19 protein-coding genes and 2 pseudogenes are annotated in these 21137 nt (G+C 65.0%); 5 read left to right on the top strand and 16 right to left on the bottom strand.

The window, feature by feature from the left end:
• The first annotated feature begins 61 nt into the window (after nt 1–61).
• The gene (locus ABIA96_RS08445) at nt 62–958 is read left to right on the top strand and encodes a DMT family transporter (RefSeq protein WP_354136584.1); all 897 of its coding nucleotides are present in this window, start codon (nt 62–64) and stop codon (nt 956–958) included.
• Here ABIA96_RS08445 and ABIA96_RS08440 read toward each other — a convergent pair.
• From ABIA96_RS08440 to ABIA96_RS08430, 3 genes are all read right to left on the bottom strand, one after another.
• Nucleotides 955–3213 (bottom strand): CHASE3 domain-containing protein, encoded by a 2259-nt coding sequence (locus ABIA96_RS08440; protein ID WP_354136583.1) that lies wholly within the window; start codon nt 3211–3213, stop codon nt 955–957. The genes ABIA96_RS08445 and ABIA96_RS08440 overlap by 4 nt on opposite strands.
• Entirely contained in the window at nt 3210–3623 is a 414-nt protein-coding gene (locus tag ABIA96_RS08435) for a response regulator (protein WP_354136582.1), read from the bottom strand. The genes ABIA96_RS08440 and ABIA96_RS08435 overlap by 4 nt, the downstream gene beginning before the upstream one ends.
• Before the next feature lie 451 nt (nt 3624–4074).
• The gene (locus ABIA96_RS08430) at nt 4075–4710 is read right to left on the bottom strand and encodes a BA14K family protein (RefSeq protein WP_354136581.1); all 636 of its coding nucleotides are present in this window, start codon (nt 4708–4710) and stop codon (nt 4075–4077) included.
• A 246-nt stretch (nt 4711–4956) separates the two neighbouring features.
• Here ABIA96_RS08430 and ABIA96_RS08425 point away from each other — a divergent pair, with 246 nt between their 5' ends.
• Nucleotides 4957–5364 carry an NADH:ubiquinone oxidoreductase subunit NDUFA12 gene (locus ABIA96_RS08425; protein ID WP_354136580.1) on the top strand — a complete coding sequence of 136 codons (408 nt, stop codon included), beginning with the start codon at nt 4957–4959 and terminating at the stop codon, nt 5362–5364.
• 490 nt (nt 5365–5854) lie between these two features.
• On the opposite strand, the gene ABIA96_RS08420 is transcribed toward ABIA96_RS08425, so the two are convergent.
• Nucleotides 5855–6523: a glutathione S-transferase family protein gene (locus tag ABIA96_RS08420; RefSeq protein ID WP_354136579.1), complete on the bottom strand. Its 669-nt coding sequence runs from the start codon at nt 6521–6523 to the stop codon at nt 5855–5857.
• Between the two features lie 293 nt (nt 6524–6816).
• Nucleotides 6817–7503, bottom strand: a complete 687-nt coding sequence (locus ABIA96_RS08415; RefSeq protein ID WP_354136578.1) for a DJ-1/PfpI family protein — start codon at nt 7501–7503, stop codon at nt 6817–6819.
• A 91-nt stretch (nt 7504–7594) separates the two neighbouring features.
• On the opposite strand from ABIA96_RS08415, the gene ABIA96_RS08410 reads away from it, so the two are divergent.
• Nucleotides 7595–8533, top strand: a complete 939-nt coding sequence (locus ABIA96_RS08410; RefSeq protein ID WP_354136577.1) for a GlxA family transcriptional regulator — start codon at nt 7595–7597, stop codon at nt 8531–8533.
• A gap of 18 nt (nt 8534–8551) precedes the next feature.
• On the opposite strand, the gene bla is transcribed toward ABIA96_RS08410, so the two are convergent.
• A complete protein-coding gene (gene bla / locus ABIA96_RS08405) occupies nt 8552–9436 on the bottom strand; it encodes a class A beta-lactamase (protein ID WP_354136576.1) in 885 nt (294 codons plus the stop codon).
• Between the two features lie 99 nt (nt 9437–9535).
• Here bla and ABIA96_RS08400 point away from each other — a divergent pair, with 99 nt between their 5' ends.
• Entirely contained in the window at nt 9536–10438 is a 903-nt protein-coding gene (locus tag ABIA96_RS08400; protein WP_354136575.1) for a LysR substrate-binding domain-containing protein, read from the top strand.
• A gap of 49 nt (nt 10439–10487) precedes the next feature.
• Here ABIA96_RS08400 and ABIA96_RS08395 read toward each other — a convergent pair.
• Both ABIA96_RS08395 and lipP1 read right to left on the bottom strand, forming a co-directional pair.
• Nucleotides 10488–11495, bottom strand: a pseudogene (locus ABIA96_RS08395) (Na+-dependent transporter).
• A gap of 16 nt (nt 11496–11511) precedes the next feature.
• Nucleotides 11512–12459 carry a LipP1 family hormone-sensitive lipase gene (gene lipP1, locus ABIA96_RS08390; protein WP_354136574.1) on the bottom strand — a complete coding sequence of 316 codons (948 nt, stop codon included), beginning with the start codon at nt 12457–12459 and terminating at the stop codon, nt 11512–11514.
• Nucleotides 12460–12668: 209 nt separating this feature from the next.
• Here lipP1 and ABIA96_RS08385 point away from each other — a divergent pair.
• A pseudogene (locus tag ABIA96_RS08385) lies at nt 12669–13687 on the top strand (DUF2155 domain-containing protein).
• Between the two features lie 3 nt (nt 13688–13690).
• On the opposite strand, the gene aat reads toward ABIA96_RS08385, so the two are convergent.
• The 8 genes from aat to ABIA96_RS08345 form a co-directional block, all read right to left on the bottom strand.
• On the bottom strand, nt 13691–14371 hold the full coding sequence (aat, locus tag ABIA96_RS08380) for a leucyl/phenylalanyl-tRNA--protein transferase (protein ID WP_354136573.1): 681 nt from the start codon (nt 14369–14371) through the stop codon (nt 13691–13693).
• 63 nt (nt 14372–14434) lie between these two features.
• Nucleotides 14435–15538, bottom strand: coding sequence for a sensor histidine kinase (locus ABIA96_RS08375; protein ID WP_354136572.1), 1104 nt, complete (start codon nt 15536–15538; stop codon nt 14435–14437).
• Complete coding sequence (locus tag ABIA96_RS08370) at nt 15535–15975, bottom strand: response regulator (RefSeq protein ID WP_354136571.1); 441 nt, start codon at nt 15973–15975, stop codon at nt 15535–15537. The genes ABIA96_RS08375 and ABIA96_RS08370 overlap by 4 nt, the downstream gene beginning before the upstream one ends.
• Nucleotides 15972–17489 carry a sensor histidine kinase gene (locus ABIA96_RS08365; RefSeq protein WP_354136570.1) on the bottom strand — a complete coding sequence of 506 codons (1518 nt, stop codon included), beginning with the start codon at nt 17487–17489 and terminating at the stop codon, nt 15972–15974. The genes ABIA96_RS08370 and ABIA96_RS08365 overlap by 4 nt, the downstream gene beginning before the upstream one ends.
• 104 nt (nt 17490–17593) lie before the next feature.
• Nucleotides 17594–18952: an acetyl-CoA carboxylase biotin carboxylase subunit gene (gene accC, locus ABIA96_RS08360; RefSeq protein ID WP_354136569.1), complete on the bottom strand. Its 1359-nt coding sequence runs from the start codon at nt 18950–18952 to the stop codon at nt 17594–17596.
• Between the two features lie 82 nt (nt 18953–19034).
• Nucleotides 19035–19526 (bottom strand): acetyl-CoA carboxylase biotin carboxyl carrier protein, encoded by a 492-nt coding sequence (gene accB / locus ABIA96_RS08355; protein ID WP_354136568.1) that lies wholly within the window; start codon nt 19524–19526, stop codon nt 19035–19037.
• 37 nt (nt 19527–19563) lie between these two features.
• The gene (gene aroQ, locus ABIA96_RS08350) at nt 19564–20031 is read right to left on the bottom strand and encodes a type II 3-dehydroquinate dehydratase (RefSeq protein ID WP_354136567.1); all 468 of its coding nucleotides are present in this window, start codon (nt 20029–20031) and stop codon (nt 19564–19566) included.
• 256 nt (nt 20032–20287) lie between these two features.
• On the bottom strand, nt 20288–21070 hold the full coding sequence (locus ABIA96_RS08345) for a DUF1236 domain-containing protein (RefSeq protein ID WP_354136566.1): 783 nt from the start codon (nt 21068–21070) through the stop codon (nt 20288–20290).
• Nucleotides 21071–21137: the final 67 nt, after the last annotated feature.

The raw sequence follows: 21137 nt of genomic DNA, 5'->3' as shown, positions 1-21137 counted from the left end.
GGGTGGTGGTGCGGGGCCCAAATCCGCGCCAATCTGACCCCGATTTCTGCCGGATACCCACATGCTTGATTCGACTCGGCCGGTGCTGCGACCGCGCATCGCCCCGGCCGGCCTGATGTTCCTCGCCATCACCTCGATCGGCTGGGGCTTCAATTGGCCGGTGACGAAGTTCCTGCTCGGTGAACTGCCGCCGCTGACCCTGCGCGGGGTGACCGGCGTGCTCGGCGCCGTGCTGCTGGCCGCGCTCGCGCTGGTCCGCGGCAACAGCCTGAAGGTCCCGCCCGGGATCTGGCCGCGCCTGATCACGGCCGCCATCCTCAACGTCACCGGCTGGATGGTGCTGATGGGGCTGGCGCTGCTCTGGCTGCCGGCGAGCGAGGCGGCGCTGATCGCCTACACCATGCCGGTCTGGGCCTCGCTGATCGCCTGGCCCGTGCTCGGCGAGCGGCCGACCGTGCTGCGCACGCTGGCGCTGGTGATGGCCTTTGCGGGGCTCGCCTCGATCATGGGCGGCAACGGCATTGCCGCCAGCGCGGAGAAGCTGCCGGGCATCATCATGGCGCTGTGCGGTGCGATCGGCTTCGCCGTCGGCACGGTGTTCTCGAAGAAGTATCCGATCCACCTGCCGCCGGTCACGGCCGCCGCCTGGCAGATCGGAATCGGCTGCCTGCCGATCTCGATCATCGGCCTCCTGATCGAGACCTCGCATCTGGACAAGGTGACGCCGGTCGGCTGGTGGCTGCTGGTCTATTCGACCGTCGTGCAGTTTTGCATCGCCTATGTCAGCTGGTTCGCAGCACTCGCGCGCCTGCCGGCCTCGGTCGCGGCGATCGGGACGATGGCGGTGCCGGTGATTGGCGTCGTGGCGTCCGCGCTTGCGCTGCACGAGCCGCTCGGGCCGGGCCAGATCGCATCGCTGATCTTTACGCTCGCGGCCGTGGTGCTGGCGACGCGTTAGCCCGCCGCCATCCCGCCGCCACCCAATGCCTTCCTGATCATCTCGGCGAGCTGGTTGCGGCGATAGGGTTTTGTCAACAGCATCACGCCGTCGTCGAGCTTGCCGTGGTGGACGATGGCGTTGTCGGTGTAGCCGGAGGTGTAGAGCACTTTGAGGCCCGGCCGGCGCTTGGCGACCTCGTCGGCGAGCTCGCGTCCGCTCATGCCGCCGGGGATGACGACGTCGGTGAAGAGCAGGTCGAAGGTCTGGCCGGCCTCGATCAATTGCAGCGCGGCGCGGCTGTCACCTGCGGCGACCGTCTTGTAGCCGAGGCTCTGGAGCTGCGCGATGACGAAGTTTCGCACCAGCGTGTCGTCCTCGACCACGAAAATGGTCTCGGCGCCGCCTTCCGCCTGCGGCGCGATCGCCGCAGCCGCTTCCGTCGTGCCTTCGCCCGGGGGCAGGTAGAGCTTGATCGTGGTGCCGTGGCCGTCCTCGCTGTAGATCTTGATGTGGCCCCCGGACTGCTTGACGAAGCCGTAGACCATGGAGAGGCCGAGACCCGAGCCCTTGCCGACCTCCTTGGTGGTGAAGAACGGCTCGAACGCTTTATCCTGGACGCTCTGCGGCATGCCGGTGCCGGTGTCGCTGACGGCGAACATGACGTAGGGGCCCGGCCGCACGTCGGCGTTGGCCTGCGCGTAGGCCTCGTCCAGCACCACCCGGTGGGTCTCGAGCAGGAGCTTGCCGCCGTTCGGCATGGCGTCGCGGGCGTTGATCGCCATGTTGAGCACGGCATTGGTGAGCCCTGACGGATCGATGTGCGAGGTCATCGGTCCCTGCTGCAGGGCCGTCTCGATTTGGATCTGCTCGCCGAGGGTGGGGCGCAAGAGCTTGGTGATATCGGCGATGGCGGCGTTGATCTCGACGTCCCGCGGCTGGAGCGGCTGCTTGCGCGCGAACGCCAGCAGGTGCTGGATCAGCTCGGCGCAGCGTTCGGCGGCATCGTCAATCAGGCGCGCGGTGCGCTGGAGCTCCGGCTGCTCCTTCAGGCTTGCCACCAGCGTCTCGGTATTGCCCGAGATCACGGTCAGCATGTTGTTGAAGTCGTGTGCGACGCCGCCGGTCAGCTTTCCGATGGCATCGAGCTTCTGCGACTGCTGCAACTGCCGCTCGGTTTCGCGCGACGAGGTCGCGTCGTGATAGACCAGCACGGCGCCGGAGACGTTGCCTTGCCCGTCGTGCATCGGCCGGCCGCTGATCATGAGATGGCGGAGCGTGCCGCCGCTGTGCGGGCGGACGATCATCTCGAGATTTTCGAACGCGTCGCCGCGCAGCACGCGCACGGACGGCAGCTCGTCGGCCCCAAGCGGCGTGACGCCGTCGCCGTGGAAGACGTCGGACAGCGCGCGCAGATTGCGCAGGCTCATGCCGGTCCGATGCAGCAGCATCCGCTCCGCTGCCGGATTGGACAGAAGCACGGTGCCCTCGGCGTCGATCACCAGCACCGCCTCCGCCATGCTGCTGAACGTGCTTTGGAGCACGTTGACCGACAGGCGCAGCTCGTCATGGGCGGTCACGAGATGCTCGGTGCGTTCCGCGACCGCGGCTTCGAGTTGCTGATTGGCCGCGGTGGTTTCCAGCAGCGTGCTCTTCAGCGCGACCGTGTTCCGCTGGCTCTCGCGCATGACGATCAGCACCAATAGCAGGATCACCAGCGCGCCGATCACGTCGATACCGAGCAGCACGATGCCGGTGCGGCGCGAATCCGCTTCGCGCGCGGTCAGCAATTTCTCTTCGCCCGCGGCCAGTTGCTCGAGATTGGCGGTAAGGGTCTCCATCAGGCCGCGGCCCTCGGCGCGGCCCGCCAAGGCCTCGACCCCCGCCTGATCGTCATTCGCGCGCAGCTTGATTACCCCGGAGGCCACGTCCAGGCGCCGCGTGATCAGAGGTTCGGTTGCCTCGAACAGCCGTACCTGATCGGGATTGTCGCCGATCGCGATCTTGAGATCGGCCAGCGCCGGCGTCATACGGCTTCGTGCAGCCTGGAATTCCTCGAGAAAACTTGCGGTGCGATAAATCTCGTAGCCCCGTGCGGCACTCTCGGCGCGGCTGACCCAGAGGCGCACCTCCGAGATCTTCTTCAGGACCTCGACCGTGTGTTTGACCCAGGCCGAATCCGCCCGCGACTTGACGTCGAGTCCGATCGAGGCGGCGGTGATGAGCAGGAGGACGGCAAGTCCAGCACCGAGAATGACGCGCTGCGAGGAATTCAAGGGGCCTCTTTCTGGTCCTTCGGCGGCGCGATCTCGCCGAGGCATTCCCGGATTGTCGTCAACAGCGTCTCTGGCGTGAACGGCTTGCGCAGGCAGCGTGCAGCACCGAGCTCCAGCGCCATGCGGAGGAAATCCGGGGAGGGCGAGGCGGATGAGGCGAAGGCGTAGCCCGACATGGCGATCAACGGAATCGCCGGCGCACGCTCGTGAAAGATGCGGATGGATTCGAAGCCGCGCATATGCGGCATGAAGATATCAACCAGCATCACATCAAACGTCTGCGCTTCCAGCGCAGCAAGCCCCGTTTCGCCTCCGTCGGTGAGCGTGACATCGAAGCCCTGACGCAGGAGCAGAACCTCGATGGTCGCGCCGACCATCGGATCGTCGTCGACCACGAGAATACGCGGCATGACCTTTCCCAGCAGATCGAAGTCCCCACAGCGATTGGTGATATAGGCGAATCGTGCGCCGGGTCAATTTTGGATTGGGCCGCAGTAGATATGCACGGCGGAATGCATAGCGCCTCTGCAGGTTCCGGGTGGCAGATGAATTCCTTCGGATTTCAATGACAGGTTGATGCAATCCCGGAGAATCTGCGATGCCCGAATTGCACGTCATGGACTGCGTTCGCAGCGAGACGTGCAAGACCTCAGCGAACATGATCGCGGGACGTATCGACGATGGGCGCGCCGTTCATGCGCGCTCATGCGATCGTTCTCACCGTGCTTTGCGCCAGCTTCTGGATTCGCGAGCGCACCGTGACGGTCGCTCAATCGAAAACTGGAACCTCGCCGTGAGGCCAAAACACATGAGCGGCGCCGATGGTCGGCGCCGCCCATGAATGCTGGTTTTCAGACCGCGTTACGGGCACGGATGGCGCTGGCCATCATAGCCCAGATAGGTGCCGGAGGCCGGGTCGTACGACTTAAAGCGTTGCGCACAATAGCCTGCGGAATCATCTCCGCTGTCCGGTACCACAGCCACTGATGAATCGTCATAATAGCTGTCGCCATAGTAGGAGGGGTCATCGTAATAGCCGCCGCCATAATAGGCGTACGAGCCGAGGCCCCCGATCGCCGCACCGGCCGCGACGCCGGGCCAGAAGCCGCCGCCGTGGCGACGCCAGCCGCCACCATGCCAATTGCCGCCGCCACCATTCCAGTGGCCGCCGCCACCATTCCAATGGCCCCCGGCTGCCGCGAAGTTGCGGCCGCCACCATTAAAGCCGGCTCCGCCGCTCGGGCGCGCGGCTGCGCTGGCCGCGAAATTGCCGCCGCCGCCACCCATGCGGGCGCCGCCACCGCCGAAATGAGCACCGCCGCCACCTCCGAAGTGAGCTCCACCGCCGCCGCCCATGTGGCCACCGCCGCCACCCATATGGCCACCGCCGCCACCAACTCCGCCGTGGCCACCATGGCCCTGGGCGAAGCTTGGGGTTGCCATCGGTAGAACCAGCGCAAGCGCTGCGGCCGCACTCAAAATTCTCAGACTGTTCATGTTCAGACTCCTTATTCCCGGAAGCAAATCCCTTGAAAGGGCTAGAGTTCCTTGGAACACGCCGGTTTACGCATAAGGTGCAGATTTCCCTGTCGCCGCTGTACCTGGCATGAACGGATCACGACCGATTTGCGGCGGTCCGAATGACCGTGTCTCCGCGTTTGGGCTTGGCACGGCCACACCGGCCGAACTGGACATTTGGCCGTCCGGATGGCATCAGGACCCACGAAGCAGGGCCCTTGGCGCATGAAACAATTCTTCCTGAAGCTCTTCACATGGTGGAACGGCCAGACCTTTGGCACGCAACTCTGGACCCGCCGGTTCGGGGAGCTGGTCGGCCAGGACGAGCAGGGCAATCGCTACTACCGCACGGCCGGTGGCAAGATCGACCCGACGCTCGGCTTCGAGCGGCGCTGGGTGATCTATAATGGCTATGCGGAAGCGAGCCGCATTCCGCCGTCCTGGCACGGCTGGATGCATCACACCGTCGACGTGCCGCCGACTCAGGACAATTACCAGCCGCGCGAGTGGGAAAAGCCGCACCAGCCGAATCTCACCGGCACGGCGAAGGCCTACCGGCCGTCCGGCTCGACGCTCGCCAGCGGCAAGCGGCCGAAGGCAACCGGCGACTATCAGCCCTGGACACCCGGCTAAGCCGACACATTCCCCGTTCACGTTGGATGCACACGCATCCGCCTAACGCCGCTGTGGACAACGGGAACAGCGGGGATGTTGCTTGCGCGGGCGTTGCGCCTGCACTGGCGATGCGGCTCAATGAACGCATCTTACGGAGATGGGAGACCATCGCGTTCGGTTCGGGCAACAGTTCGCGACTGTCCCGAAATGCAGCGGCCGCCGAGGAAGGACTCGATCGGGAGATAGGCCCCCGGTCTGGAAGCTCCGACATCGCCCGATGAGAATGTGCGCCGCCGTGAGGCAGGAAAGGCCGCTTGGGAGACCGAGCGGCCTTTTTCTGTTGGAGCCGTATGATGGTCTCGTGCCCCGGACGCAGCGCGTAGCGGTGCGCTGCAGAGCCGGGGCCCATTTAACCGCATCCAGTGCCGCTTCTGGGTCCCGGCTCTGCGGAGCAGCGTTGCACGCTGCACCGCGTCCGGGACAAGAAGGCCGAGAATGCGGCCGCCCATCAGCGCTTCCGCTTCCAGAGATGGAGATGCAGGGGCGGGGAGTTGCCGACCGGCATCATCTCGTAAGGCGGCTTCCAGCCCGGCAGTTCGGCGACGCGCCGGCGCCAGGCATCGATGGCCGGGAAGGTCGCGGCGAGATCGAAACCCGTCTCTTCCGCCGGATAGTACAAATAGCCGAGCAGCGAGAAATCGACGATCGTCGGCCGGTCGCCCAAAATGAAGCGGCGGTCGGAGAGATGTCGATCGACGATCGAGAATGCGCTCTCGGTCCGCGCGCGCAGAAAAGCGAGCACGGCCGGGTGGGCCGGCTCCGGCATGAAGCAGCGCTGAAACCGGTGCGGCGCAAAATTCCCCGTGAATTTGTGGTTGTCGAACAGCAGCCAGCGCGCCGTCTCGAAAGTCTCTTTGTGCGTCGGAGCGAACACGCCGTGAGTTTCGGCGAGCCACAGCAGGATCGCACCCGACTGGCTCATCTGCCGGCCGTCGATCTCCAGCACCGGGACCTCGCCCATGACGTTGGTTGTGGCCCGCCAGTCGGGGCTGCGGGTCTCACCGCCGGCGAAGTCGACGCCGACGGGCTCCCAGTCGAGGCCGGCACAGCTGAGGAATAGCGCGACCTTGAACGAATTGCCCGAAGCTCCGACACAGTGCAGCCGGTATCGCGCCATGGTCAGTCCTCCTGTGCGCGCGACCAGCAAGAGGTAGCGATTGCCTGTCGCGATCCCAATTATCCCCACAGGCTCCTGACAGCGTCGTGTCAGCAACATCGCCTCACTCGCAAATGACGATGTTGATATCGTTTGCGCCAAGCCCCGGTCTCGTGCCCCGGACGCAGCGCAGCACGGAGTGATGCGCTGCTGAGTCGGGGCCCATGTCTCGGTGTCGTGTGGTGTGGCTTTCTGGGTCCCGGCTCAGCGGCGCAGCGTTACACGCTGCACCGCATCCGGGACACGAGAGATGGCTACATCACCCGCTCGGCGGCGCGCTTGGCGGCATCAAGACGCCGCGCCTGCGATGGCGCGACGCGCTCCTTCATCAGTGCGAGCACCTCGGCTGGAGCCGTCTCCGGTGAGCCGGCATTGAAGGGCGGCGCGGGGTTGTATTCGAGGCGGAGCTGGATGGCCTCTGCGGTGGTGCGATCGACCAGCAATGACACCAGCTTCAAGGCGAAATCGATTCCGGCGGTGACGCCGCCGCCGGTCACCCGGTTTCGATCGATGCAAACGCGCGTCTTCGTGGGCGTTGCACCGAACAGCGTCAGCATCTCCATCGCACTCCAATGGGTGGCCGCGTTGTAGCCCTTCAATAGCCCGGCCGCGCCCAGCACCAGCGATCCCGTGCAGACCGAGGTGACGTATTTGGCGCCTGCAGCCTGCTTGCGCACGAAATCGAGCGTTTCCTCGTCATTGAGGAGCGCATCGGTGCCGAAGCCACCGGGAATGCAGATCACATCCAGTTGCGGGCAGTCGGCGAACGTGACGGTCGGCTTCAGTATCAGCACAGAGTCGCTCGGCACGGGATCGTGCGTTTTCCAGATCAGGTGCACCGTCGCGCCGGGCACCGACGAGAACACCTGCAAAGGCCCGGTGAAGTCGAGCTGGGTGACGCGCGGAAACACCAGGAGTCCGATTTGGAGCGGTGCCGACATGGGAGCCTCCATTGAAAAGCTTGACGGGCGCAAACTGGCATGATGCTCTGCTGTCCGAAATGACGTATTTCCCTCGCTTTCGGACATAGGCATGATCGGCATCCTGATCTTCCCGGATTTTCAGTTGCTCGACGCGGCCGGCCCAATCTCGGTGTTCGAGATCGCGGCACGTGCCAGCGACAAGGCGCTTTCGCTCCGCGTGCTGGCGGTGAACGCAGGCGCCGTGCGCTCGTCCTCCGGCGTCGAGATGATGGCGCGCGATTTCAAATCGGCCAACGCTATCACGACGCTGGTCGTGGCGGGTGGCGCCGGCGTCTCGGCAGCGGCGCGCTGTCCGGCCACGCTCGCCTTCGTGCAGCGGCTGGCCAGGCGCGGCGTACGGATCGCTAGCGTCTGCTCGGGCGCCTATGTGCTCGCCGAGGCCGGCCTGCTCGACGGCCGCCGCGCCACCACGCATTGGGGCCGCACGCGCGATTTCGTCGCGCGCTATCCGAAGATCAAGTTCGAGCCGGACCACATCTTTACCCGCGACGGCAATATCTGGACATCGGCGGGCATCACCGCCGGCATCGACCTCGCGCTCGCAATGGTCACCGAGGATCATGGCGAGGAGATCGCGCAGGCGACCGCGCGCCAGCTCGTGCTCTATCATCGCCGCAGCGGCGGCCAGTCGCAGTTCTCTTCGCTGCTGGAACTGAAGACGCCGAACGGCCGCTTCGGCGTGCTGCTGTCCTGGGCGCGGGAAAATCTCGACGCGCCGCTGACGGTGGAAAACCTCGCCGACCGCGCCGGCATGAGCGCGCGACATTTCGCCCGCGCCTTTGCCGCCGAGACCGGCACGACGCCGTCCAAGGCGATCGAGCGGTTGCGGATCGAGGTCGCGCGCGAGCGCGTGCAGTCGTCACGCGAAGCAATCGAGCTCGTGGCAGAGGCGACCGGCTTCGGCGACCCCGAGCGCATGCGCCGCGCCTTCATCCGCGCCTTCGGCCAGCCGCCGCAAGCGCTGCGGCGCGCGGCGCGGGCGGGGTGAGGGCGGTCGACGCGATTGTCAACCCAAGCTGTTGCCGATCTCACGTCCAACAGATGCAATCACATCGTTTCGCCCATTCGCATCGAGTGCGGCGCCGGTAAGGTAGACTGCGATGATGATCGGCGAACGCTCAGGCGGCCATACGATGGCGACGTCATTGGTGGTGCCGTGTTCGCCTGCTCCAGTCTTGTCGCCCACACGCCAGTCTTGCGGTAGGCCGGCGCGTAAACGGCTATTTCCCGTCTTGTTCGCGATGAGCCATTTGGCGAGCTGATCGCGGCCTTCCGGGAGGAGCGCATCACTCAGCAGCAGGCGTCTCAGATTTGCCGCCATCGCATTTGGGGTTGTCGTGTCGCGGGGGTCGCCCGGCGTGGCCTCGTTCAGTTCGGTTTCAATTCGATCCAATCGTGTCACCTTGTCGCCGAGGTGACGTGCAAAGCTGGTCAACCCGGCGGGACCGCCAATATTTTTCAGAAGCGCGTTACCGGCCGTGTTGTCACTCATGGTAATGGCGGCGTCACAAAGTTCGCGAAGCGACATTCCTTCTCCACCGACACGCTCGCGGGTCAGGGGCGAGTTCTCGACAATGTCGGCCTGCTCAATACGAACGCGCCGTTCAAGGCGTTCCAGCTTGTTGCCCGCGTCTTTGAGTATGGCTGCCGACGCCAGCAGCTTGAACGTGCTGCACATGGGAAAGCGTTCGTCTCCCTTGTGATGAATCGGAACTCCCGTTGTCGTATCGAGCACAGAGACCCCGAGCCGGCCTCCGCTCTTCAGTTCCAGCTGTTCGATGGCTTTGATGAGCGGGGCTGTTCCGCCCGACGCAGCACCCGCAACGTTCGGCAGCAAGAGGCTTCCGGCGACCGCAAATGCCGATGAGCCGAACTGACGTCGTGTAAGCATCGAGATCTCCCGTGAATTGCGGGCAGGTTTTGCGTCGTGCTCCGGCAATTGACAAACGATGGTTCGTAAGGCCATCCATAAGCAAAACTTGGATCAGACGTGGCCCGCCGCCCTGCCAACATTTCCAGTCTGCCGCTGAACGCGCTCCGCTCATTCGAAGCGGCCGCTCGCCATCTCAGCTTCACCAAGGCCGGTCTGGAACTTCGGGTGTCGCAGGCTGCCGTGAGCCAGCAGGTGCGGGTTCTGGAAGACAGCCTGCGCGTGAAGCTGTTCAGGCGATTGACCCGAGGGCTGGCGCTCACGGAAGAAGGCGAGGCACTGCAGCCCGCAATCTCGGATGCGTTTGGCCAGATCAACCAGGTCCTGGACCGGTTCGAGAACGGTCGTATGCGCGAAACGCTGACGGTTGGCGTGGTTGGGACGTTCGCGTCCGGCTGGCTCCTCCCGCGTCTCAAGAGCTTCACCTCGAGCCATCCGAACATCGACATCAGGATCTTCGCGAATAACAATCGCGTGGACCTCGGCGGCGAAGGGCTGGACTACGCCATTCGATTTGGCGACGGCGCATGGCACGGAACGAACGCCGAGCGCCTTGTCGATGCCCATTTCACGCCAATGTGCGCGCCGACTATCGCGAAACGACTCAAGAACCCGGTCGACCTCCATAAGGAGGTGCTGTTGCGCTCATATCGTGCGGGCGAGTGGGCGCAATGGTTCGACGTGGCGGAATGCAGGCAACCCCGGATGACCGGTCCGACATTCGATTCATCAGTCTCCTTGGCGCACGCGGCAGCGCAGGGCGCCGGGGTGGCGCTGTTGCCGGTCGCCTTGTTTTCGGGTGATCTAGCGCGCAAGCGGCTGGCTTGCCCCTATGACAGTCAAGTCCATCTCGGATCGTATTGGCTCTCGTCCTTGAAATCAAAAAGGCTGTCGCACGCGATGACATCGTTCCGCGACTGGATATTGGCCGAGTGCAAGGAAAAGAGATCGCGACCTCCATGACGGAGAGGAGTCAGGCCGAAGGCTGCTCGCGAGGTCCACCGGGCAGGCTTTAGGTCGCGCTATCTGCAGCCACCGCGCCGGATTTGCCCGCCCTTGCCGTCAGCCGCCGTGCGATCGGCGTCAGCAGATACGGCGAAAGATGGATCGGAAACTGCGTCATCGCGAAATAGAGCCAGGTGGTGGGCGGCAGCGCGCCGGCGGTCGCGGCCAGCATCAGGCCGAGATTGCGTTGTGACACCATCAGCCCGAGCGCCAGTGCGCGTTGATAGCCGATGCGGCGGAACAGCAAGGTCGTGACGGCGAGCAGCGTAAAATAGATCGCGAAGGACAAGAGCGCGAGGCTGATCGTGAAAACCGGCTACGCCACCAGATCGCTCACGACATCGCCCATGATAGCGGACGCGAAGATCAACAGGATGATGATGTTGAAGCCGTCGATCGGCTGCTTATGACGCTGGATCGCCTCAGCGCCGAAGATCCAGCGGATGGCGGTTGCCGCAAGCAGCGACGCTGCCAGGATGCCAAGCAGCTTCAGCCCGAGCGTGAGCGGCGAGATGCTCAGCATGTCGCCGAGGAACAGGCTCGCGAACAGCGACGCGGTGAAGGGCACGATCGCGGTTGCGCTCACCAGCGTGACCAGCACGAGCGTGGCATCGAGGCCCATCAGCGCGGCCAACGCCGGAGAGGCCATCATCGGCGAGGCCATGCTCTGGAGCATCAGCGCGAGCGACAGGCCGGGCGCGCGCTCCGTGAGTCCGGTCGCGTGCGCGATCAGTCCGACGATCAGCGGCACGCCGATCGTGGTCCAGCCCGTGGCGGTCGCCACCAGCGCCGGCCGGCGCAGATGGCCGTACAGCGCCGTCAGGTCGACCCGCATGAAGGAGATGCAGAGCAGAACGAGGATCGCCTCGGTGACGTAGGGACGCAGCAAAGCGCCGAGCGGCGGCACGGCGGCCGCAATGAACACGACGGCTGCCACCGCACGCGTGCCCTGGCCGCCAAGCCAGGTCAGGCCGCGCAGCGGAAGGGCGAAGACAGTTTTGAGTGCAGATGACATTCGGATGATGGCGTTCTCAGCCCAACTGTTTCAGCCATGCGCCGATCTCGTTCACGGCGACATTGGCCTGTTGCAGCAATTTGCCCATGGTGAGGAAGCCGTGGAATTGACCCGGGAAGTGCTTGTACGTGACGGGCACGCCGGACTGCTTGAGGCGCGCAGCGTATTCGTCGCCCTCGTCGCGCAAGGGATCGGCACCGGCCGTGAGCACATAGGTTGGCGGCAGTCCGCCAAGACTTTCCGCGCGCGCGGGCGAGGCGCGCCAGTCGTGGATGTCGGTCGTGCCATTGAGATAGTGGTCGCGGAACCAGCGGATCACGCTGTGTGTCAACAGCACGCTGGTTTCGGGCTCGCTGTGCGACCCGTGGGTCATGGCGAAATCGACGGCGGGATAGATCAGCACCTGACCTGCGAGCTTCGGGCCGTTGCCGTCGCGCGCGGCGAGGGCAACGACCGCCGCCAGATTGCCGCCGGCGCTGTCGCCGCCGATCGAGAGGCGCGCGGCGTCGATGCCGAGTTCGCGCGCATTCGCGTCGATCCATTTGGTGGCGGCGACCGCGTCGTCGATAGCGGCGGGAAATTTGTGCTCGGGCGCGAGGCGGTAATCGACCGCGACCACGATCAGGGTGCCGGCATCGGCCAGCTGCCGGCAGACGACGTCGTGGCTGTCGAGATCGCCGATCACCCAGCCGCCGCCATGAAAAAACACCAGCGCGGGCGCCAGGCCATTTTGGAGGCGCGGCTGCTTCGGTACATAGATGCGGGCGGGGATTGCCCCGTGCGGCGCCGGGATCGACAGCGATGCGACGTTCGCCAGTTCCGGCGGTTCGGGATTGGTGGCAACGCGGCCCTGGAGGTAATAGGCGCGCGCTTCCGGTGCGGTCAGCGTTTCATAGGCGGGGCGGCCGGCCTCCTGGAAGGCCTTGTAGACGGCGGCAGCATCGGGATCGAGCACGACGGGCATGGGGGAGCGACCCTTGAGGTTCTGGTTGTCGTTGGAGTGATTTTCAGGGGGCGATGCCCGCTTCGGCCCCGGGAGGAGGCCCCCGACTATCCCATCCGGGCGCCGGCCTGTCACGCCGGCGCCGGGCAGGGTAGGAATGCTGCCGCCCTTTCCCCGCCGTATTCGCCGTGTTAACCGGGTGGCCTGCGAGCGGCGGTATGCCCTGTAGAATGTCCAACAAGCCCGATTCGCTGTTGAAGCCGCGCGAGATATGTTTCGAACCATTACTCTGACAGGTCTTGCGGCGCTTTTGGCCGCTACCGCTTTGACGGTGGCGACGCCTGCGCAGGCGCAGATCGGCACGATCTTCTCCGATCCACCGCCGCTGCGGCCGCCGGGGACGATCCCCCGCGGCGGACAGCCGCAACCGCAGCCCACCCCCGACGACGACGAAGAGGTGCCCGAGCTGCCGCCGCAGGGCCGCGTGCTGCCGTCGCGCCCGATGCCACGCCAAGGCAATGCCATGCCCGGGCCGGTCGAGACCCAGCCGCTGGCGCCGCCGCCGGGCACCACCATCGCTCCGCAGAATCAGCCCCCCGTCGCGATTGCGCCTCCGGGAGCGCCTGGCCAGCGTCAGCCGCAGCAGAAGGGCGGACCCCAGCAGGGCTCCGTGCCGCAGGCGCCTGCGAGCCTTCAGCCGGGCGACGAGGTCGTCACCGAGCCGCCGGCCCAGAAGATCGTGAACAAGAAGGCGACCTTCTCCGGCCTCGACAAGATCACCGGGCGCATCATCAATTTCGACGAGGAGATCGGCGAGACCGTGCAGTTCGGCGCGCTGCGGGTGAAGACCGACGCCTGCTACACGCGGCCCGCGACGGAAGCCGCCAACACCGACGCCTTCGTCGAGGTCGACGAGATCACCTTGCAGGGCGAGGTGAAGCGGATCTTCTCCGGCTGGATGTATGCGGCGAGCCCGGGCCTGCACGGCGTCGAGCACCCGATTTACGACATCTGGCTCACCGACTGCAAAGAGCCGCAACAGACCATCGCGACTGCCGCACCCGATCCCGCGACCAAGCCTGCGCCGCCACCGCCGCCTGCGGCGCAAAAGAAGGCCGCACCCAGGCAGGCCGTGCAGCGTCCGCCGCAGCCTCTGCCGCCGATCCAGCAGCAACAGCCGGCGCCACCGCCACCTCCGCCGCCGGAACAGCGGCCGGGTCTGTTCGGTATCCCCGGATTTGGCCGCTAGGCCCTATTGCCGTGAGGCGATGATCTCGAGCGCGCGCGCGCCCGGGATCGCGTCACCGGTAGACAGTCTCAGGAAATCGCCGGGCTCGCCGGCGAGTGCCTTGTCGAGCAGGCCGGTGTAGCGCCGCCGCGAGATCTCCGCCGCACCAAAGCTCTTGAGATGCTCGGTGACATATTGCGTGTCGAGCAGTTCGAAGCCGCCATGGATGAGACGCGCGACCAGATGCACCAGCGCGACCTTCGAGGCGTCGCGCGCGGTGTGAAACATGCTCTCGCCGAAAAAGGCGCGCCCCAGGCTTACGCCGTAGAGGCCGCCGACCAGGTCGTCGCCCTGCCAGGCCTCGACGCTGTGGCAATGACCGAGCTCGTAGAGCCCGCCATAGAGGTCGCGGATGCGCTTGTTGATCCAGGTGTCCTCGCGTCCGGCCTGCGGCGCGGCGCAGCCGGCGATCGTCGCCTTGAACGCGGTGTTGACTGTGACGCGAAACGCATCCGAGCGCACGGTACGCGCAAGCCGCGACGTGAGGCGAAAACCTTCGAGCGGAATGACGCCGCGCATTTCCGGCTCGACCCAGAACAGCGTCGGGTCGTCGGCGCTCTCGGCCATCGGAAAGATGCCGCAGGCATAGGCGCGCAGCAGCACGGCCGGCGTGATTTCAGACGAGGCAGAGTCGCGCGAAGTCATAGCGACCGATCATAGCAGGATCGCGACGCGCGTGCGATGGGGGGCAATTCCGGATGCGAACGCTCAGCCCGCCGCCGCGCTGTTCGCCTTACCTGATACGGCGGCGGTGCGTGGGAACCGCAGGATGATGCGAGTTCCGGAATGCGCGGGATCGCGCTCGACGGTGGCATCGAGCTTGGTCGCCATGGCCGCGACGATGCGTTGGCCCATGCCGGTGGAGCGCGGATCGGCCTTGACGGCGTCGCCGACGCCGTTGTCGGTGATCGACAGCAGGAGATCCTCGCCCTGCGATGTCAGCTCGACATGAATGGGGCCGGCGCCATCCGGATAGGCGTATTTCACCGCGTTCATCACCAGCTCGTTGACGATGATGCCGACGGCGACCGCGCGGTCCGGGTCGATCTCGATCGGCTCGGCCTTCACCGTCAGGCGCGACATCCGGTTGCCTTCGGCGGAGCGCCTGAGATCCTCGAGCAGGGAGTCAAGATACTGGTTGAGCACGACGCTCTTCAGGTCCTGCGAGGTGTAGAGGCGGCGGTGCACCTGGGCGACGGCGGCGACACGGCCCATCGCGTTGGTCAGTGCGGCCTTGACCTCTTCCTGTGCGGCGGAGCTCGCCTGCAGATGCAGAAGCGAAGCAATGATCTGGAGCGAATTGCCGACGCGGTGATTGACCTCGCGCAGCAGCAGCTCGCGCTCGGCGGCAAGCGCGGCGTAGCGGTCGCGCGAGGCATGGATCTCCGCCTCGGCTTCCTCGCGCGCGCGCTGCACCTCGGCCTGGCGCAGCGCGCCTTCGGCCGCGACATGCAGCAACGGGATGAAGTCGCCCTTGACGTCCTTGACCAGATAGTCGGCCGCGCCTGCCTTCAGCGCGGTGACGGCGATGCTGGAATCCTGCGAGGCCGTGACGAACACCACCGGCGGGGCGTCCGGGATCGCCATGATCTGCTCGAGCGTCTCGAGCCCGTCGAGACCCGGCATGTACTGGTCGAGCGCCACGACATCGATGCAGCCCTGGCTGCTGGCGCTGCGGATGCGCTCAAGGCCTTCCTCGCCGCTTGCGGCGTGAATGACCTTGTAGCCGCGCCGCGTCAGGCCGCGATCGACCAGGCGCGCAAGTCCTGCGTCATCATCGATATAGAGCAGTGTTGGCGTGTGCTGGGTCATGAGGCGGCGGGCGGGACCTGGATGACCGAGAAGAACAGGCCGAGCTGCCGGATGGCATTGGCGAAATTCTCGTAATTGACGGGCTTCGTGATGTAGACGTTGCAGCCGAACTCGTAGCAGCGCTTGATCTCCTGGCTGTCGTCGGTCGTGGTAAGCACCACCACGGGCGAGGCCTTGAGATATTTGTTTTCCTTGATTTGCTTCAGGATATCGATCCCGCTCATGTCGGGCAAATTGAGGTCGAGCAGGATCAGAAGCGCTTTGCCTTTCTGATTAAGGCCGCTGCCGTCGGCGCCGAACAAATGCTTCATCGCCTCGGTGCCATTGGCGAACGAGATGATCTCGTTGTTCACCCCCGAACGACGGATGTTGCGCTCGATCAGCCGGGCGTGTCCCTCGTCGTCCTCGATCATGATGATGGTCACGGGCAGCGTCATGTGTCGGCGTTCCGGTTGCTGGCGTTCCAGGCGATGGGCAGCGTGATCGTGAAGGTGCTGCCGGCGTTCAGTTCCGACGATACGGACATCGTGCCGCCGAGGCGGCGCACAAGTGCACGCACATGCGCAAGACCGATGCCCTGACCGGGCTTGTCCTGGGTTCCCGCACGGCGGAACAGGTCGAAAATCCGCTGGTGGTCCTTCGGATCGATGCCACGGCCGTTATCGCTGATTTCGAAGATAGCGTAGCCGAGCTTGGTGCGCCCGCGAATTCTGATCTCGCCGGGCACCCCGCTTTTCAGATATTTAATCGCGTTGTCGATCAGATTGGAAAAAATCTGCTCCAGCGCAAGGCGGTCGCTGACGATATTGGGCAGCGGCTCGATGTGGATTTCGGCCTGCGCTTCGGCGGCCTGGTGCGCCAGCGACGATACGATGGTCTCGACGAAATCGCGCGTGTCGATCTTCTTCGGCTGGAACTCGCGCCGGCCCTCACGGGTGAGGTTGAGGATCGCCGAGATCAGCCGGTCCATCCGGGCGATCGAGGATTTGATGAAGCCGAGCGCTTCGGAAAAATCCGCCGACATCTGCTTGTCGGGGCCGTCGAGCGGAATGTCCGCGACATCGACGGGCGGACCGCCTGCCGGCACGCCCGTGAGCCCTCCGATCCGCCGAAAGATGTCCTTGCCCAATTCTTCGAGCTCGCTGGTGAAGCCCATGATGTTGACCAGCGGCGAGCGCAGGTCATGGCTGACGATATAGGCAAAGCGCTGGATCTCGTCGTTGGCTTCGCGCAGGTCTGCCGTGCGCTCGTCGACAGTGGCCTCCAGGTTGAGATTGGCGTCGCGCAGCCGGCTTTCGGCGTCGTCGCGGGCGCGGGCAGAACGCCGCACAAGCCAGAGCGAGATCAAAGCGAGCAACACGACGAGACCCGAGCCGATGCCGGTCATCGACGCAGCGAGCGTCTGGCTGCGATCGGCATTCGCCGAGCGGAGCCGGAACAATCGCTCCTCCTCGACGATCATTGCGCTCGCGATGCTGCCGATCGTGGCGGTCGTGTCGCCGGCGGCCGTCTCGCGAGCCAGCGTAGCGGCCTGGGCCGGCTGGCCCTGCCGGACGAGGTCGATCTCGCGCGCGAATTGACCGAGGCGCGTCTTGATCGCCGCGCTCAGTTTCTCGATGCTATCGCGCTGTGCGGGATTGTCGCCGGTGAGGCGCGTGACCCGGCCAAGTGCAGGAATGATTGCGGCAACGGCCTTCTCGTGGTCGCCCTGGAATTCCGGCCCCAGCGTCAGGAGATAGCCGCGCAGGGCGCTCTCGGCGCGACGGACTTCGAGCAGCAGAGCATTGATCTGGTTCTCCACCTCGAGGGTGTGAACCACCCATTTGCTGTCCTCGCGGGCCTCGTTGACGAGATAGACGGACCCCGCGCTGATCACGGTCAGCACGAGAAGTCCTGCCGCAAGCAGCAGGATCTGCCAAAATGCGCGCCGTCGCTGTTCCCCAGCCGTCACGCCGGTCTCGCTTTGTTACGTGTAGCGGAGTTCAAAACGCCCCCTTGGAACTGTCCCCAATCGTCCATAATGCGATTGGGGCCAAAGGGTTCCATGAGAGAAGATTATTTCGCGGCCGGTTCCGGCTTGCCCGCGAGATACTGTTCCAGCCAATGGATGTGATAGTCGCCATTGATGATGTCGTCCTGACGAACCAGGTCACGGAATAGCGGCAACGTGGTCTCGATGCCTTCGACCACCATCTCGTCCAGCGCCCGGCGCAACCGCATCAGGCATTCGGCACGGGTCTTGCCGTGGACGATCAGCTTGCCGACCAGGGAATCGTAATAGGGCGGGATCGTGTAGCCCTGATAGACTGCGGAATCGATCCGGACGCCGAGGCCGCCGGGCGGATGATACTGCGTGATGCGGCCCGGCGAGGGGCGGAAGGTCTGCGGGTTCTCCGCGTTGATGCGGCACTCGATCGCGTGGCCGATGATCTGGACCTCGCTCTGCTTGGCCGGCAGATCGCCGCCAGCGGCGATCCGGATCTGCTCCAGCACGAGGTCGATATCGGTGATGCTCTCGGTGACGGGATGCTCGACCTGGATGCGCGTGTTCATCTCGATGAAATAGAACTCGCCGTCCTCGAACAGGAACTCGATGGTGCCGACGCCGAGATACTTCATCTCGCGCATCGCCTTGGCGCAGGTTTCGCCGATTTTGGCGCGCGCAGCCGCGGCCAGCACGGGCGAGGGACCTTCCTCCCAGACCTTCTGGTGCCGGCGCTGCAGCGAACAGTCGCGCTCGCCGAGATGGATCGCGCCACCGCGCCCGTCGCCGAGAATCTGGATCTCGATGTGGCGTGGTTTCTGGAGGTATTTTTCGAGATAGACGGAGGCGTCGCCGAAAGCGGACTTCGCTTCATTGGCAGCCGTCGACAGCGCCACCTGAAGATCGGCCTCGCTCTGCGCGACCTTCATGCCGCGACCGCCGCCGCCCGCAGCCGCCTTCACCAGCACGGGAAAGCCGATCGTCCTGGCGATCGCCAGAGCGTCGTCGCCGGGGCCCACTGCGCCGTCGGAGCCGGGCACCACGGGAATGCCGAGTTTCCTGGCGGTCTTCTTGGCCTCGATCTTGTCGCCCATCAGGCGGATGTGCTCGGCCTTGGGACCGATGAATTGCAGGTTGTGCTCGCTGAGGATCTCGGCGAAGCGCGCGTTCTCCGACAGGAAGCCGTAGCCGGGATGCACGGCGTCGGCGCCGGTGATCTCGCAGGCCGCCAGCAGCGCGGGCACGTTGAGATAGCTGTCCTTCGACGGCGGGGGCCCGATGCAGACGCTCTCGTCCGACAGGCGCACATGCATGGCGTCGGCGTCGGCGGTGGAGTGCACGGCGACGGTCGCGATCCCGAGCTCTTTGCAGGCCCGCAGGATGCGAAGGGCGATCTCGCCGCGATTGGCTATGAGGATCTTGTCGAACATGGTGCCTCAGGGGGCGAATAGGGAGTAGCGAATGGCAAATGGCAGGATGGCGACCATTCGCTATTCGCCATTCGCCGCTCGCTTATTCAATAATGACCAGCGGCTCGCCGAACTCGACCGGCTGGCCGTCCTCGACGAGGATCTGGGTCACCGTGCCGGCGCGCGTCGAGGGGATCTGGTTCATGGTCTTCATCGCTTCGATGATCAGCAGGGTCTGGCCGACCGTGACCTTCGAACCGACCTCGACGAACGGCTTGGCGCCGGGCTCCGGCGACCAATAGGCGGTGCCGACCATCGGCGAGGTCAGGGCGCCCGGATGCTTCGACAAGTCCGCCGCGGCGGCCGCGGGTGCTGCGGCAGGTGCAGCGACAAGCGCGGGCGCAGCATGTGCGACCGCGACCGGCATGGTCGCGGCGACGCTGATGTTGCGGGCGACGCGCAGGCGCAGGCCCGCGCGTTCGATCTCGATCTCGGTCAGGCTGGTCTCATCGAGCAGCAAAGCGAGCTCGCGGACGAGCGCGGAATCCTCACTGGAAAACTTTGCGGCTGCTTTGTCGTCTGGCTGGCGCGCCATGTTGTTTGATCCGAATGTTCTGTGGGAAGAGGGGGCGTCAGGCTTCGGGCTTGATGCCGACCTTGGCGGCAAGGCCCTGGATGGCGAGGCGGTAGCCCTCGATACCGAAGCCGCAGAGCGAGGCGAAGGCCGCGCGGGCGGTGTAGGAGTGGTGACGGAAACTCTCGCGGGCGTGGATGTTGGTCACGTGCACTTCGACCGTCGGGATCTGCACCGCGAGCAGCGCGTCGTGCAGCGCGATCGAGGTGTGCGAATAGCCGCCGGCATTGATGATGATGCCCTTCATCTTGCGGGCGTGTGCCTCGTGGATGAAGTCGATCAGCTCGCCTTCGCGATTGGACTGCCGGCAATCGGCCTTGAGGCCGAAGGTCGCCGCCGTCTCCCGGCACAGCGCCTCGACGTCGGCCAGCGTCGCATGGCCATACTTCTCGGGCTCGCGGGTCCCCAGCATGTTGAGGTTCGGCCCGTTGAGAACGAGGATCGTGTCGGTTGCTGGCTCGGCCATTCCTGTCCCGGCAAGGTGTTTCGGCGTGGCGGGGGTTATAGGTAACAAAGCGCGTGAGGGGAAGCCTTGAAGGGCCTCCCAAGGGGGTTCAGGCACCTCATCCGGGGTGCAAAAACCTGTGCGGAAGCCGCGGAAATTGCTTGTTAACCAGTTCTAATCATGGCTGCCGGCCCGGGCGGACGGGGGAGGCCGCCCAACAGGCCAAAGCCCCTGCCGATCGCTCGGCAGGGGCTCATTTGGGCATCAGCGAGGCGGCTTAGCCTTCGATGATGTAGACGATCTCGCGCGTCTGGGGACGGACGATGATGTACTGGCCGTGTACGAAGATCACGTCATAGCCGCGCCATTCCGGATAGATTTCGACAATCCGGGCCGGGAGCGGATGGAAATGGACGCTCGCCGGGATGGCGGTGCCGACCGAAATGTTGAAGTTGACGTTGGTCGTCTCCTCAATCTTCTCGGACTTGATTGCCGAAGAGATCTGGCTCCGCTTTTCGGCCGGCGGAGCAGCGGTCGCCGACGTGGCGGCGTTGCCGGTCGTGGTCTGAGACTTGCTGCCGGTTGCAGCCGGACGGTTCTCGGCATTGTTGCTCTTGGCGGCGCCGGCCTTGTTGTCCTCGGCCTTCATGTCCTTGCTGCCGGACTTGGTCGACGAGTCCGAACTCATGCTCTTCGACTTGTCCTGGACTGACTTGTCCTGCGCGTGCTCACCCTTCGCCGCGCCAGCCTTCTCGTCAGCCGCGTTCTTGTTCATCGCGCCGGACTTCTCCATACCGCCGGATTTTTCCATCGCGCCAGAGGACTTCTCTTCGCCGGGCTTCATGGAGCCGCCGGCCTGACCCACGGTGCCCTTCTCGGGAGCCGCTTCCTTGCCCATCGCGCCACCGCGCTCGGCTGCACCGCCTGCCGGCTGCGAGTGCTGCATCGGCTGCGCGCCAGCGCCGCCGTTGTCGTTCTTCATCGTGCCTTGTGCGTTCGCCAGACCGGTACCGGCGATCAGTGCGATTGCGGCAACCGAGATCATAAAGCGGTTCGACATTGAATTCTCCTCACGTGTTTCTTTTGCGTCATTGCCCGCGCCGACAACGGGAGGAGGTGTCACTTGT

The organism is Bradyrhizobium sp. LB11.1 (genome assembly GCF_040549385.1).
Classification (GTDB): domain Bacteria; phylum Pseudomonadota; class Alphaproteobacteria; order Rhizobiales; family Xanthobacteraceae; genus Bradyrhizobium.
Note: the sequence above shows the minus strand (reverse complement) of the source record. Positions and strands in the feature narration are given on the sequence as shown.

Excerpts from the sequence above, each read along its gene's own strand:
- ABIA96_RS08445 (WP_354136584.1), top strand. The coding sequence starts at position 62 with ATGCTTGATTCGACTCGGCCGGTGCTGCGACCGCGCATCGCCCCGGCC.
- ABIA96_RS08435 (WP_354136582.1), bottom strand. The coding sequence starts at position 3,623 with ATGCCGCGTATTCTCGTGGTCGACGACGATCCGATGGTCGGCGCGACC.
- ABIA96_RS08430 (WP_354136581.1), bottom strand. The coding sequence starts at position 4,710 with ATGAACAGTCTGAGAATTTTGAGTGCGGCCGCAGCGCTTGCGCTGGTT.
- ABIA96_RS08425 (WP_354136580.1), top strand. The coding sequence starts at position 4,957 with ATGAAACAATTCTTCCTGAAGCTCTTCACATGGTGGAACGGCCAGACC.
- ABIA96_RS08420 (WP_354136579.1), bottom strand. The coding sequence starts at position 6,523 with ATGGCGCGATACCGGCTGCACTGTGTCGGAGCTTCGGGCAATTCGTTC.
- ABIA96_RS08415 (WP_354136578.1), bottom strand. The coding sequence starts at position 7,503 with ATGTCGGCACCGCTCCAAATCGGACTCCTGGTGTTTCCGCGCGTCACC.
- ABIA96_RS08410 (WP_354136577.1), top strand. The coding sequence starts at position 7,595 with ATGATCGGCATCCTGATCTTCCCGGATTTTCAGTTGCTCGACGCGGCC.
- bla (WP_354136576.1), bottom strand. The coding sequence starts at position 9,436 with ATGCTTACACGACGTCAGTTCGGCTCATCGGCATTTGCGGTCGCCGGA.
- lipP1 (WP_354136574.1), bottom strand. The coding sequence starts at position 12,459 with ATGCCCGTCGTGCTCGATCCCGATGCTGCCGCCGTCTACAAGGCCTTC.
- aat (WP_354136573.1), bottom strand. The coding sequence starts at position 14,371 with ATGACTTCGCGCGACTCTGCCTCGTCTGAAATCACGCCGGCCGTGCTG.
- ABIA96_RS08375 (WP_354136572.1), bottom strand. The coding sequence starts at position 15,538 with ATGACCCAGCACACGCCAACACTGCTCTATATCGATGATGACGCAGGA.
- ABIA96_RS08370 (WP_354136571.1), bottom strand. The coding sequence starts at position 15,975 with ATGACGCTGCCCGTGACCATCATCATGATCGAGGACGACGAGGGACAC.
- accC (WP_354136569.1), bottom strand. The coding sequence starts at position 18,952 with ATGTTCGACAAGATCCTCATAGCCAATCGCGGCGAGATCGCCCTTCGC.
- accB (WP_354136568.1), bottom strand. The coding sequence starts at position 19,526 with ATGGCGCGCCAGCCAGACGACAAAGCAGCCGCAAAGTTTTCCAGTGAG.
- aroQ (WP_354136567.1), bottom strand. The coding sequence starts at position 20,031 with ATGGCCGAGCCAGCAACCGACACGATCCTCGTTCTCAACGGGCCGAAC.
- ABIA96_RS08345 (WP_354136566.1), bottom strand. The coding sequence starts at position 21,070 with ATGTCGAACCGCTTTATGATCTCGGTTGCCGCAATCGCACTGATCGCC.